The following is a 13,416-nucleotide window of genomic DNA, read 5'->3' as shown; positions in this document are numbered from 1 at the left end:
GGCATGGACACCGGCGCACGCACCGACCTCGGCACCTTCCTGCGCCGACGGCGCAACGAGGTCCAGCGGTCCGACTACGACCTGCCGCCCGTGGGTCGCGGCCGGACCACGGGCCTGCGCCGGGAGGAGATCGCCTTCCTCTCCGGCGTCTCCGTCACCTGGTACACCTGGCTCGAGCAGGGGCGGGACATCAACCCGTCACGGCAGGTCATCGATGCCGTGGCGGTGAACCTGCGCCTCACCGAGGCGGAGCACGACTACGTGCTCGGACTCGCCGGCTTCACACCGCCGCCGCGGCCCGATCTCGCCGAGCCCGCCCCGGTGCCCTCGCACGTGCAGCACCTGCTCGACGCCCTCGACCCCGCGCCGTCGTTCGCGCTGACCACGCACTGGGACGTGGCCGCATGGAACCGCGCCTACGCAGGGCTCTTCCCGGCGGTGCGGGACGCGGACCCCGCCCAGCGGAACCTGCTCCAGTTCATCTTCACCGACCCGTGGGTGCGCTCGATGCTGCCGGACTGGGACCGCACCAGCCGCCAGTTCCTCGCGGAGTACCGCGCGGAGGCGAGCGGTCGCAGCGGCGGGCCGCAGCACGTCCGCCTCGTGAACCACCTGCGCGCGGTGAGCCCGGAGTTCTCTCGCGCCTGGGATGCGCACGAGGTGGACCGATTCAGCTCCCGGCGCCGGGTGTTCGAGCACCCGGTCGTGGGGCGGCTCGTCTTCGAGCAGGTCAACATCGTCCCGCAGGACGCTCCTGACCTGCACGTGGTCTCCTACCTTCCGCTCGACGAGGACGGCACGCCCACCGCGGCCGCGGCGCTGCTGGAGGCGGACCCGGAGGCCGGCCCGGACGCCGGGGACTGATCTCGGTCGCCGCTTGCCGTCACCCTGCGGCCTCAGGCGATCACCGCACCCCGCCGCGCGACGGGGTTCTCCATGCGCCCCGCATAGAGCAGCGACGAGGCCTGGTCGCCGAGATCGACCATCTGCAGCGTGTTGCGCAGCTGGAGCCGGTTCAGGCACGAGTGGGCGAAGCTCCCGGCGCGCAGGTCCACGTCCCCGCCGATGCCTCGGGCGAGGTCCGGATGATCCGCCTCGTACTCGTCGAGCACCTGGCCGACGAGCTCCCAGAACTCCTCCGCGCCCAGCAGGCCGTCGGCGTCGAGGATCCCGGAGAGGTGGCGCAGCACGCCGTCGAACACGTCGGTGAAGATCGACAGCGCCTTCTCCTCCCCGCCCACGAGGGCGCGGATCCGCTCGACGTCCCGGGGCAGCTCCCGCTCCCCCAGCACGGCCATCTCCTCGCCGATGTCCTTGAGGAAGGCGCCGACCACCTGCTGGTCGCGCACGCGCAGGATGATGTTCTCCCCGTGCGGCATGACGACCGTGTCGTGGGCGAGCAGCAGGTGCGCGAGCGGCCGCAGGTAGGCGCGCAGGTAGCCCGAGACCCAGTCGGCCGGGGTGAGGCCGGAGGCGAGGATCAGGGCGCCCGCGTAGGAGCGGCCCTCGTGGTCGCGGTGCAGCAGGGCGGCCATGGTGAAGGCGCGCTCGCCCTCGGCCAGGAGCGGCAGCGGGCTCTCCCGCCAGAGCGCGGCGAGCATCTTGCGGTGCGGGTTGCTGCTCGCGGTGCGGTGGTAGGCGTCCCCCGTGTAGCCGATCGCGGCGCGCTCCCGCAGCACGGTCACGCCGCAGCGGGCGAACTCCGCGTCCTCGGCGACGATGCGGGCGAGCCAGTCGTTGATCGCGGGGGTGTCCCGCATGTACGCCGGGGAGAGTCCGCGCAGGAAGCCCATGTTCTGGATCGCGAGCGCCGTCTTCACGTACGGGGCGCTGGGGCGCGTGCGGTCCAGGAAGGTGCGCAGGGACTGCTGGGGCTGGAGCTCCGCCCCGCCCTCCCCGAGCGGTACGAGGTCCCCGCGGGCGACGTCGGCGGCGAAGGTGATCGCGAGGCGGTGATCGGCCTGCCAGGGATGCAGGGGGAGGTAGTGGTAGCCCACCGGGTCCAGGCCCCGGGAGCGCAGGCGCGCGGCGAACACCTCCCGCTCCTCCGGCGAGAGGGCGGCGTCGAGGTGGGACTGCTCTTCCAGTCCCTCGCCGAGGGCGAGGTGGCCGAGCTCGCGGCGCAGGGCGACCCACTGCAGGCGGGTGCGGCGTCCCTGCTCGGGGGCGTAGGTGCGGTAGTCGGCGAGGCCGTAGCCGATCCGTCCGTTGGTCGCGACGAAGCCGGGGTGCCCCTCGGTCATCGCCGCCTCGATCTCCTCGAGGCCCGCCGAGAGCAGCTCGGCGCTCGTGGGGCGGCCGCCCCCGAGGGCCTCGGTGAGCGTCGCGCAGCGGGCGGCGAAGGTCGAGGAGAGCTCCTCGAGGTAGGTGGAGGCGAGCTCCTCGGGCAGCCCGAGCTGCTCCTGGAGGTCGAGGACGAGGTCCAGCACGTCCAGACGCGTCTCCTCGCCGTCCTCGTGGCGCCGGATCGAGGCCGGGTCCACCAGCCAGTGCTCGAGCGGCAGCTCGCGGGCGGTGAAGGTCCAGCGCACGGCGCCGTCGCGGGCGGTGATCCGGTAGCTCCCCTCGGTGCTGCCGTCCGGTTCCGGGGTGAGCATGCGCTCGTGGCTGAACTCGGCGATGGCCTTGGCGAGCAGCTGGCGGTGCACCCGCTCCCCCACCTCCGCCCCGAGGTGCGCGAGCGGATCTGTGCCCGCGCCGAGGAGGGAGGCGGCGTGGTCGGCGCGCGTGCAGACGCTGAGCGCCGCGCGCTTCGCCTCCGCGCCGCTGCCGAGCTCCACCGTGCGCAGCACCCGGAAGCCGGCGGCGGCGTTCTTCGCGAGCACCGCCGTGTTGCGCTCGTCGGGTTCGACGACGATCCGCGCGGCGCCGCGACCGTGCAGGCACCAGCGCACCACGGCGCCCATGACGGCCGTGGTGAGCCCGTGCTCGGGCTCGCCCTCCGGCGGGGCGACGAGCAGGTGCATGCCGAGGTCCCCGGGCTCCGGCTCGAGCACCCCGGCGGGGAGCAGCAGCGCGGGGTCGTAGGTCTCGACGTAGACGAGGGGCTCGCCACCGCGCATGCCGATCCACCCCTGCTCGTGCGCGGAGCAGGCGATCTGGTCGAGGTAGGTGCGCACCTGGGCGGGCGTGTGCTCGGTCATCATCCAGAAGCGGGCGCGGGGCATGCTCAGCCAGCGGTGCAGGAGGGTCGCGTCCGCGGCCGGGTCGAGCGGGCGGAAGCTGAGGTCGAGGGGACGGGTCGTGAGGTCCATGGCGGTTCCTGGGTGGCGTGGGTGGGTGGAGGGGAGGGCGGTCATCAGCGCTCACCCTCCGGCCCGAAGCTCTGGAAGGCGATGCGGCGCTCGATCGGGTACGGCTCGCGGCCGGTGATCGCCGCGAGCACCACGGAGGCGCGCCAGGCGCCGAAGCCGAGGTCCGGGGCGGTGACGCCGTGCGTGTGCTCCTCGGTGCCGAGCACGTGGAGGCGGCCGTCGGCGTCGAGGGTGTAGTCGCGGCGGGGCGCGGGGCGGCCGTGCTCGTCGCGCAGCACCCGCTCGCCCAGGGCGTCCAGCAGCTGCGGCTCGCGCGGCGCGTAGCCGGTCGCGGCGACGACGGCGCCGGTGCGGTGGGTGCGGCCGGTCCTGGTGAGCTCGTGCTCGAGGTCCAGGACGATCTGCTCGCCCTCGCGGCGGGCCGCGGTGACGGCGGTGCCCGCGCGCAGGGTGCTCGGCACCTCGGCGCCCCCTGCGGAGAGCCGGTAGAGCAGCTCGTGGATCTCGTCGATGAGCGGGGCGCTGATCCCCTTGTGCAGCTGGCGCTGCTCGCGGGAGAGCCGGTCCCGCACCTCCCCGGGCAGGGAGCGGTGCAGATCGGTGTACTCCGGGGAGGTCATCTCGAGGGTGAGCTTCGTGTACTCCATGGGGAAGAACCGCGGGGAGCGGGTCACCCAGTCCACGCGGGTGCCGCGCCCCTCGCTCGCCTCGAGCAGGTCGCGGTAGACCTCCGCGGCGGACTGCCCGCTGCCGACGACGGTCACCGAGTCGCGGGCGAGCAGCTCCTCGCGGCGGTCGAGGTAGCCGGCGCTGTGGAGCACGGGCGCGCCGTCGGCCGACTGCTCGGCGAGGGCGGCGAGCGGTCCGGGCAGGTGCGGGGCGGTGCCGAGCGCGAGGGCGAGGTGCCGGGTGCGCAGGTGCTCCACACCCCGGGCACGGCCGTCCTCGCCGAGCACCTCGATGGTGACGAGCAGGTGCTCGCCCTCCTCGACCACCTCGATCGCGCGGCGGCGCCAGCGCAGCGAGTCCAGCTGCTCGGCGACCCAGCGGCAGTAGGCGTCGTACTCGGCGCGCAGCGGGTAGAAGGACTCGCGGATGTAGAACGGATAGAGCCGCCCGGTCGCCTTGAGGAAGTTGAGGAACGAGTAGCGGGAGGTGGGGTCCGCCATCGTCACGAGATCGGCGAGGAAGGGCACCTGCAGGGTGGTCCCCTCGATGAGCAGGCCGGGGTGCCAGGAGAAGCCGGCGGCCTGGTCGAGGAACACCGCGTCGACGTCATCCAGGGGATCGGCGAGGGCGGCGAGGCCCAGGCCGAAGGGTCCGATGCCGATGCCGACGAGGTCGTGGACGTGGGGCTTCACGGTGCCCGTGCTCATCGCGTCGCCTTCGTCCCCGCGAGCAGCTGCTCGCCGGTCGCACGGACCTGCTCGAGCACGGCGGCGACGTCGGCCACGGTCGTCTCGGGGTTCAGGAGCGTGAGCTTGAGGCAGGGCACGCCGTCGATCGTGGTGCGGGCGACCATCGCGCGGCCCGAGCGGAACAGGTCGCGGCGGATCCGCGCCTGCAGGTCGTCGGCCACGGCGTCGGGCACGCCGGGCGGCTGGAAGCGGAGGATCACGGTGCTGAGGTCCGTGGTGCCCTGGACGTGGAGGTCCGGGTCGTCCTCGAGGTGCGCGCGCACGGCGATCGCGAGGTCGCAGATCGCGTCGACCATGCTCCCGATGCGCTCGGGGCCGAGTGCCCGCAGCGTGGTCCAGAGCTTGAGCGCGTCGAAGCGCCGGGTGGTCTGCAGGGAGCGGTCCACCTGGTTGGGCTCGGCGTCCTCGGAGGCGGCCTCGGCGGCGGGGTTGAGGTAGTCGGCGTGGTGGGCGGCGGCGGCGAGGTCCGCGGGGTCGCGGACCACGAGCGCGCTCGAGGAGACGGGCTGGAACCAGGTCTTGTGGTAGTCCACGGTCACGGAGTCCGCGTGCTCGATGCCGTCCAGGAGGTGCCGGCGGCGCGGGGAGACGAGGAGCCCGCCGCCGTAGGCCGCATCGACGTGGAGCCACACGCCGGCGGCGTTCGTGACCTCGGCGATCGGGGCGATCGGGTCCACGAGGCCGCGGTCGGTGGTGCCGGCGGTCGCGACGACGGCCATGACCGAATCCCCGGCGGCGTGGAGGTGGGCGAGGAGGGTGCGCAGGGCGCGGGGGTCCATGCGGCCGTCGGCATCCGTGGCGACCGTGCGCACGGCGTCCTCGTCCAGGCCCAGCAGCGCAGCGGAGCGCGAGACGGAGAAGTGGGCGGCGTCGGTGCTGAGCACCCGCAGCCGCGGCAGCAGCGAGGAGCGGGGCTCGCCGCTCGTGCGCTCGGCGCGGGTGCGGGCGAGGAAGAGCGCCTGCAGGTTGGACTGGGTGCCGCCGGAGGTGAAGACGCCGTCGCCTCCGGTGAACCCGATCCGCTCCGCGGTCCAGGCCACGAGCCGCTGCTCCATGAGGGTGCCCACGAGGGACTGGTCGTAGGTGTCCACCGAGGTGTTGATCGCGCCGAGCATCGCCTCCGCGGCGACGGCGGGCACGGCGACGGGGCAGTTGAGGTGGGCGAGATAGGCGGGGTGGTGGAACCACACGGCGTTGCGCGCATAGAGGGAGTCCGCCTCGGCGAGGGCGGCGCCCGATCCGACGCCGGGGCCGTCGAGGTCGGCGGCGCCGACGAGGTGGCGGAGGCGCTCGAGGTCCGGGCCGGCGCTCGGGGCGTCGACGCTCGCGAAGCGGTCGGCGAGGCGGTCCACGGTGCGGTGCAGGAGCGCCGCGTAGTCCTCGGAGGTGCGGGCGGTGAGCAGCCCGGAGGGTGCCGGTCCGGTGGGGCTCTGCGGCGGGTCGACGACGGTCGTGGTCTGCCGGCGGGCGGCGGTCGACGGGGCGGGAGCGGTGGCGAGGACGGCCATGGGCGGGACCTCCGGGTGAGGCGGGCACGGAGCCCGGCGCGACTAAGGATTGGCTACCCTAAATACGCAACCCTTTGTGTGCGCAACTCCTTCCCGCCTGACGCATGACATGTCCCACGATCCCTGAGGATCGGACATAAGACCTGGACAGAGCGCTGTTCCGGTGCTGCTGCACCGAATGGTCACGGCGGGTCGTCGCCCACCAGACCGTCGATTGCCTCGCGCACGATCGCCGTCTGGCCCGTGTGCAGGAGGTTTCCCGCGAGGATGTCGACGAGCCGTCGGCGTCACCCCGGGGACGACGGAGCGCCGCACCCCTGAGGGGTGCGGCGCTCCGGTGCGCGGTGGCGGGCTCTCAGCCCTGCACGCCGAGCTTCTCCATGATGATCTCGCGCACGCGGCCGGCGTCGGCCTGACCGCGGGTGGCCTTCATGATCGGGCCGATCAGCGCGCCGATCGCCTGGACCTTGCCGCCCTGGATCTTCGCGACCACGTCGGGGTTGTCCGCGATGGCCTGGTCCACGGCGGTCGTGAGCACCGAGTCGTCGGAGACGACGGCGAGACCCTCGGCCTCCACGATCGCGGCCGGGTCGCCCTTGCCCTCGAGCACGGAGCCGAGGACCTTCCGGGCGATCTTGTCGTTGATCTTCTTGCCGTCCACGAGGCCCTGCAGCTCCGCGATCTGCGCCGGGGTGACGGTGAGCTCCTCGAGCTCGACCTCCTGCTCGCGGGCCACACGGGCCAGCTCGCCCATCCACCACTTGCGGGCGGACTGCGCGGAGGCGCCCGCGGCGACGGTCTGCTCGATGAGGTCGAGCGCGCCGGCGTTCTGCACGTCCCGCATCTCGAGGTCGCTGAAGCCCCACTCGCCGAGCAGGCGGCGACGGCGCGCGGCCGGCAGCTCCGGCAGCGCGGCGCGGATCTCCTCGACCCACTCGCGGCTCGGCGCGACGGGCACGAGGTCCGGCTCCGGGAAGTAGCGGTAGTCCTCGGCGTCGGACTTCACGCGGCCCGAGGAGGTCGAACCGGTGTCCTCGTGGAAGTGCCGGGTCTCCTGGATGACCGTGCCGCCCGCGTCGAGGATGCCCGCCTGGCGGGAGATCTCGAAGTGCACGGTGCGGTCGATCGCCCGGAACGAGTTGACGTTCTTGGTCTCGGTGCGGGTGCCGAGCGGGGACTCGGGCGTGGGCCGCAGGGAGACGTTGACGTCCGCGCGCACGTTGCCGCGCTCCATGCGGGCCTCGGAGACGTCGAGGGTGCGGAAGATGTCCCGCAGGGTGCGCACGTAGGCGGCGGCGACCTCGGGGGCCCGCTTGCCGGTGCCCTCGATGGGACGCGTGACGATCTCGACGAGCGGCACGCCGGCGCGATTGTAGTCCACGAGGGAGTGCGTGGCGCCCTGGATGCGGCCGGTCGCCCCACCCACGTGGGTGTTCTTGCCGGCGTCCTCCTCCATGTGCGCGCGCTCGATCTCGACGCGCACGATCTCCCCGTCCTCGAGCTCGACGTCGACCCAGCCGTCGAAGGCGATGGGCTCGTCGTACTGCGAGGTCTGGAAGTTCTTCGTGAGGTCCGGGTAGAAGTACTGCTTCCGGGCGAAGCGGCAGGTCTCCGCGATCGAGCAGTTCAGCGCGAGGCCGATCCGGATCGCGTACTCGACGGCCGTGCCGTTGACGACCGGCAGCGAGCCGGGCAGCCCGAGGGAGACCGGGGTGATCGCCGTGTTGGGCTCCGCGGCGAAGATGTTCGGCGCACCGTCGAACATCTTGGTGGCGGTGCCGAGCTCCACGTGGACCTCGATGCCGAGCACCGGGTCGTAGCGGTCCGTCGCGTCGTCGTAGTCGACCAGCTCGGTCGTGGTGGTGGTCATCGGTCCGCACCTCCGGCGAGATCGGGGGCCCGGTCCAGCAGCGGACCGCCCCAGGAGTCCTCGAGCAGCGCCTCGAGAGCGCCGCCCACCTGGTAGAGACGCTCGTCCCCGCGGGCGGGGGCGAGGAACTGGATGCCGGCGGGCAGGCCGTCCTCGGCGAGGCCGCTGGGTAGCGAGATGCCGGGGACGCCCGCGAGGTTCGCCGGGATCGTGGCGATGTCGTTGGCGTACATCGCCAGCGGGTCGTCGACCTTCTCGCCGAGGCGGAAGGCGACCGTGGGCGCGGTGGGCGAGGCGAGCACGTCGACCTTCTCGAAGGCGGCCGCGAAGTCCCGCTGCACGAGCGTGCGGACCTTCTGGGCGCTGCCGTAGTAGGCGTCGTAGTAGCCCGCGGAGAGCGCGTAGGTGCCCAGCAGGATGCGTCGCTTGACCTCGTCGCCGAAGCCCTGGCCGCGGGTCGCCTTCATGACGGACTCCGCCGTCGGGCTCTCCTCCGGGACCACCCGCAGGCCGAAGCGCATGCCGTCGAACTTCGCGAGGTTCGAGGACGCCTCCGACGGCATGATCAGGTAGTAGGCGCCGAGCGCGTAGCCGAAGTTCGGGCAGGAGACGCGCACGATCTCCGCGCCGGCCTGCTCGAGCAGGCTGAGCGACTCGGTGAAGCGGGCGCTGACCTCGGGGGCGAAGGCCTCGCCCTCGAGCTGCTCGATCACGCCGATCCGCAGGCCCTTGACGTCCTTGCGGCCGGCCGCGGCGGCGTAGGCGCCGACGGGGTCGGTGAGCGAGGTCGAGTCGCGGGCGTCGTGCCCGGCGATGAGCTCGTGCAGCAGCGCTGCGTCGGCCACCGTGCGGGTGACGGGGCCGGCCTGGTCCAGGGAGCTCGCCATGGCGATGAGGCCGTAGCGGGACACCGAACCGTAGGTGGGCTTGACGCCCACGGTGCCGGTGACGGAGGCGGGCTGGCGGATCGAGCCGCCCGTGTCCGTGCCGATCGCGAGCGGGGCCTCGAAGGCGCCGACCGCCGCGGCGCTGCCGCCGCCCGAGCCTCCCGGGATCCGCTCGCGGTCCCAGGGGTTGCGGGTGAGGCCGAAGGCGCTGTTCTCCGTGGAGGAGCCCATGGCGAACTCGTCCATGTTGGTCTTGCCGAGGATCGGCAGGCCGGCGGCGCGGAGCTTCTCGACGAGGGTCGCGTCGTACGGCGGGACCCAGCCCTCGAGGATCTTCGAGGCGGCCGTGGTGGGGATGCCCTCGGTGACGACGACGTCCTTGACGGCGACGGGCACGCCCGCGAGCGGGTGCAGCTCCTCGCCCGCGGCGCGGCGGGTGTCGACGTCACGGGCGGTGGTCAGGGCCTCGTCGCGGCTCACGTGGAGGAAGGCGTGCAGGTCGCCGTCCACGGCGTCGATGCGGTCCAGGTGGGCGGCGGTGAGCTCGGCGGAGGAGATCTCCCCGGCGGCGAGCGCGGCGGCCTGCGAGGCCGCGGAGGTGCGCAGGATGTCGGTGCTGGTCATGGTCACTCCTCCCCCAGGATCTGCGGCACGGCGAAACGGCCGTCCTCCGCCTGGGGCGCGGCGGCGAGGGCCTGCTCCTGCGTGAGGGTGTCCGTGACGACGTCCTCGCGGTACACGTTCGTCATGGGGATGGGGTGGCTGGTTGCGGGGACGTCGGCCGTGGCGACCTCGGACACGGAGGCGACAGCGTCCATGATGGCGTCGAACTCGCCGGACAGGCGGTCGACCTCCTCATCGGTGAGCTGGATCCGTGCGAGGTCGGCGAGGCGTGCGACGTCGTCTCGTCCGATCGAAGGCATGGGGACAGTCTAGGCCGCGGTGCCCCCGCGCCCGGACCGTCCGTCCGCTCAGCCGCGGCGGAGGTAGTGGTACTCGCCACCGGCGCGGAAGCCCGCGCCCCGGTAGAGGGCGCGCGCTGCGGCGTTGTGCTCCTCGACCTCGAGCAGAGCGTGGCCGGCGCCCTGGACGGCCGCGAGCGCGAGCAGGGAGCCGACGACGGCGCCGCCCAGCCCTCGCGACGGTGGGCGGGGTCCACGGCGATCGCGTCGAGCACGGCGACGGTGCGTCGGCCCTGGGTGACGAGGGCGGCGCGGCCGACGGCGGCGTTCGCCGCGCCCTCCGCCGAGGGCAGGGAGACGTAGACGGCGGGCGTGCCGGCCATGAGATCGCGCGTGGTCTCCCGGGCGCCCTCCTCGGGCCGCGGGGAGAGGCGCCAGGAGGCGGCGAGCCAGTCCTCGTCCGGGCCGCCCACGAGGATCCGGGCGCCGGGGTGAGGCGCGGTCCCGGCCGCCGGGAGCTCGCGCTGCTGGACGAGCGTGTGCCCCTCGGGGACGTAGCCGCGGGCCAGGAGCAGCTCCCGCAGCGGGCCGTGCTCGAGGCGCGGGGCCGTGAACAGTCGGAAGGTGGGGGTCTGCCCGGCGGCCTCGGCGAGGCCCTCGAGCCGCTCGACGGCGGCGGCGAGCGCGGCGGGCTCCGCGGGCGGGTCGATCGGCACGATGCTGTTCGCGCGGCTGGTGACGCCGCGCGAGCGCAGCAGCGCGAAGCCGTCCACGTCGAGGCGGGCGAGCGCGCGCCAGCCGCCCAGCAGGGACTCCACGAGGGCGGAGCCGTCGATGTCGGAGGACGGAGAGGAGGGGCGGCGGGAGCGCTTCGGCATGATCGCGAGCCTACGCGGCGCCCGCCGACTAGACTCGCCGTCCAGCCTGCGCAGCGACGCGCGGGACCGCCCGATGCCGGAGGTGGAGGACATGTCCGTCGATCCCCATGTGGACTACCACTCGCACGACCCGAAGGACGAGGAGCCGCTCTCCGAGAATCCCGCGATCCGGGAGGCGCAGCTGCACGAGCGGCGCATGCGCCGGGCGCTGGCCTCGAAGGAGGACCCGATGCACGACGACGAGTCCACCGTCGAGCGGATGCGCCGCCAGGCCGCGGAGGACGAGGAGGCCGAGCGCACGCGCGAGGAGACCGAGCGGGACGCGGGCCCCGGCTACGACATCTGAGAGGACCGTCCCGTCCCGGCCGACGGACGGCCGCCCGCGCCGGTGAACAGTCGTTCCTCCCCACACCGCCGGCGTCCACCGAGGGGTCCTGCCGCCGCCGCACGTCGGGGAGGACCGGCACACTGGGGGCATGTCTGCACCGTCCTCCCCCGCCGTCCGCGATGACCATGACGCTCTGCACGAGGAGGCCCTCGCGGGGTTGAGGGCGCTGACCGGCCGGGAGGACGCCCGGTTCCATGAGGGGCAGTTCGAGGCGATCGAGGCGCTCGTCGCGGAGCACCGGCGGGTGCTCGTCGTCCAGCGCACCGGCTGGGGGAAGTCCGCCGTCTACTTCCTCGCCGCGCTGCTGCAGCGCCACCGGGGGGCCGGTCCGGCGCTGATCATCTCCCCGCTCATCGCGCTCATGCGGGACCAGGTCGCCGCGGCCCGCCGCGCCGGGGTGCGCGCCGAGGCGATCAGCTCCGCGAACCCCACCGAGTGGTGTGACATCGAGGAGGGCCTCGCCGCCGACGCGATCGACGTCCTGCTGGTCTCCCCCGAGCGCCTGGTCAACCCGCGCTTCCGCGAGGAGCAGCTGCCGCGCCTGGTGGACCGCTGCGGGCTGCTCGTGATCGACGAGGCCCACTGCATCTCCGACTGGGGGCACGACTTCCGGCCCGACTACCGCCGGTTGCGGGACCTCGTCGCCGAGCTCGGTGGGCACGTGCCCGTCCTCGCCACGACCGCCACCGCGAACTCCCGCGTGGTCGCCGACGTCGCCGAGCAGCTCGGCACCGGCGAGGCGGGCGCGGAGGTGCTCACCCTGCGCGGCTCCCTCACCCGCGAGTCGCTGCGTCTCGGCTCGCTGAGTCTGTCGGACGACCGCCAGCGGCTGGACTACCTGGTGCGGCACCTGGACTCCTTCGGGGGCTCCGGGATCATCTACGCGCTGACCGTCTCCGCCGCGGAGGATCTCGCCTCCCTGCTGGACCGGCCGGGGCGGCGCGTGCGCGCCTACACCGGGCGCACCGATCCGGAGGAGCGGGCCGAGCTCGAGCAGGCGCTCAAGGACAACGAGGTCAAGGCGCTCGCCGCGACGAGCGCGCTGGGGATGGGCTTCGACAAGCCGGACCTCGGCTTCGTGATCCATCTCGGGGCGCCCTCCTCCCCCGTCGCCTACTACCAGCAGGTGGGGCGCGCGGGGCGCGCGACCGACCGGGCGGACGTGCTCCTGCTGCCAGGCCGGGAGGACCGCGCGATCTGGGAGTACTTCGCGACCTCCTCGATGCCCTCGCAGGAGAGCGCCTCGCAGGTGCTCACCGCCCTCGCGGAGTCCGGGGCGCCGCTGAGCACCCCGGCGCTCGAGGCGCGGGTGGACGTGCGCCGCAGCGCGCTCGAGCTGCTCCTCAAGGTGCTCGCCGTCGACGGCGCGGTGCAGAACGTCAAGGGCGGCTGGATCGCCACCGGGGCGCCCTGGCACTACGACGCCGAGCGCTACGCGACCGTGGCCCGCGCGCGCCGGGAGGAGCAGCAGGCCATGCTCGAGTACGAGAGCCTCGCGGGTGGTCGCGAGCAGTGCCGGATGGTGTTCCTCGCCCGGCAGCTCGACGACGCGACCGCGGAGCCCTGCGGCCGCTGCGACGTATGCGCCGGGCCGTGGTTCCCCACCCCCGACGCCCCGGCCTCCGGTGCCGACGGCTCCGAGGGTGCCGAGGGCGCCGATGCGCGCGTCGCGGCCCTGCTCGACCGGGTCGGGGTGCCGGTCGAGCCGCGGGCGAGCTGGCCCTCGGGACTGGACCGTCTGCTGGGGGCGGGTGCCCCCAAGGGACGGATCCCGGAGGGCGAGCGCGCCGCGGAGGGGCGGGTCATCGCCCGCATGTCCGACCTCGGCTGGGCGGTCCCGCTGCGGGAGCTCCTGCGCACGGACGAGGACGGCCGCCCCGTGGACGACGTCGTGCCCGAGCGGATCGGCTCCCGGATCGTCGAGGTGCTGAAGGACTGGGACTGGGCGCAGCGGCCCGCGGCGGTCGTCGCCGTCCCCTCGAGCACACGGCCCCGGCTGGTGGGCTCGCTCGCCGCGGGGATCGCGGGGATCGGCAGGCTCGAGGACCTCGGCGCCCTCGACCTCGCCCCGGGCGCCGGCCCGCTGCGCGGCGGCGGGAACAGCGCCTTCCGCGTCGCGGACCTGTGGGAGCGCTTCGCCGTGGGCGAGCAGCTGCAGGGCCGGCTCGAGCAGCTCGACGGTGCACCGGTCCTGCTGGTCGACGACGTGATCGACACCCGCTGGACCATGGCGGTCGCGGCGCGCCTGCTGCGCCGTGCGGGCTCCGGGCCCGTGCTGCCGCTCGCGCTCGCGCAGCAGGCGTGAGCGCCG

General features: G+C 73.9%; 9 protein-coding genes and 1 pseudogene. 3 read left to right on the top strand and 7 right to left on the bottom strand.

Annotated elements, in window-relative coordinates; all coding sequences use genetic code 11:
- Positions 1 to 3 precede the first annotated feature (3 nt).
- Positions 4 to 864: a helix-turn-helix transcriptional regulator gene (locus ACYVAP_RS06630; protein WP_498860053.1), complete on the top strand. Its 861-nt coding sequence runs from the start codon at positions 4 to 6 to the stop codon at positions 862 to 864.
- Between the two features lie 32 nt (positions 865 to 896).
- Here ACYVAP_RS06630 and ACYVAP_RS06625 read toward each other — a convergent pair whose 3' ends face one another.
- From ACYVAP_RS06625 to ACYVAP_RS06595, 7 genes and pseudogenes are all read right to left on the bottom strand, one after another.
- On the bottom strand, positions 897 to 3,254 hold the full coding sequence (locus ACYVAP_RS06625) for a GNAT family N-acetyltransferase (protein WP_498860052.1): 2,358 nt from the start codon (positions 3,252 to 3,254) through the stop codon (positions 897 to 899).
- Between the two features lie 44 nt (positions 3,255 to 3,298).
- Positions 3,299 to 4,630 (bottom strand): lysine N(6)-hydroxylase/L-ornithine N(5)-oxygenase family protein, encoded by a 1,332-nt coding sequence (locus tag ACYVAP_RS06620; protein WP_498860051.1) that lies wholly within the window; start codon positions 4,628 to 4,630, stop codon positions 3,299 to 3,301.
- On the bottom strand, positions 4,627 to 6,180 hold the full coding sequence (locus ACYVAP_RS06615) for a pyridoxal phosphate-dependent decarboxylase family protein (protein WP_498860050.1): 1,554 nt from the start codon (positions 6,178 to 6,180) through the stop codon (positions 4,627 to 4,629). The genes ACYVAP_RS06620 and ACYVAP_RS06615 overlap by 4 nt, the downstream gene beginning before the upstream one ends.
- A 355-nt stretch (positions 6,181 to 6,535) precedes the next feature.
- A complete protein-coding gene (gene gatB, locus ACYVAP_RS06610) occupies positions 6,536 to 8,050 on the bottom strand; it encodes an Asp-tRNA(Asn)/Glu-tRNA(Gln) amidotransferase subunit GatB (RefSeq protein ID WP_259359586.1) in 1,515 nt (504 codons plus the stop codon).
- Entirely contained in the window at positions 8,047 to 9,561 is a 1,515-nt protein-coding gene (gene gatA, locus ACYVAP_RS06605; RefSeq protein WP_498860049.1) for an amidase, read from the bottom strand. Before gatA ends, gatB begins: the two co-directional genes overlap by 4 nt.
- A gap of 2 nt (positions 9,562 to 9,563) precedes the next feature.
- Positions 9,564 to 9,860, bottom strand: a complete 297-nt coding sequence (gene gatC / locus ACYVAP_RS06600) for an Asp-tRNA(Asn)/Glu-tRNA(Gln) amidotransferase subunit GatC (protein WP_137770515.1) — start codon at positions 9,858 to 9,860, stop codon at positions 9,564 to 9,566.
- 215 nt (positions 9,861 to 10,075) lie between these two features.
- A pseudogene (locus tag ACYVAP_RS06595) lies at positions 10,076 to 10,717 on the bottom strand (GNAT family N-acetyltransferase, cg3035/Rv0428c family); the annotation flags it as partial.
- Between the two features lie 91 nt (positions 10,718 to 10,808).
- Here ACYVAP_RS06595 and ACYVAP_RS06590 point away from each other — a divergent pair.
- Both ACYVAP_RS06590 and ACYVAP_RS06585 read left to right on the top strand, forming a co-directional pair.
- A complete protein-coding gene (locus ACYVAP_RS06590; protein WP_264450707.1) occupies positions 10,809 to 11,063 on the top strand; it encodes a hypothetical protein in 255 nt (84 codons plus the stop codon).
- Between the two features lie 130 nt (positions 11,064 to 11,193).
- Positions 11,194 to 13,410, top strand: coding sequence for a RecQ family ATP-dependent DNA helicase (locus tag ACYVAP_RS06585; protein ID WP_498860048.1), 2,217 nt, complete (start codon positions 11,194 to 11,196; stop codon positions 13,408 to 13,410).
- The last annotated feature ends 6 nt before the right edge of the window (positions 13,411 to 13,416 follow it).

It is taken from the genome of Brachybacterium horti (assembly GCF_054777615.1).
This window is presented reverse-complemented; position numbering and strand designations above follow the sequence as displayed.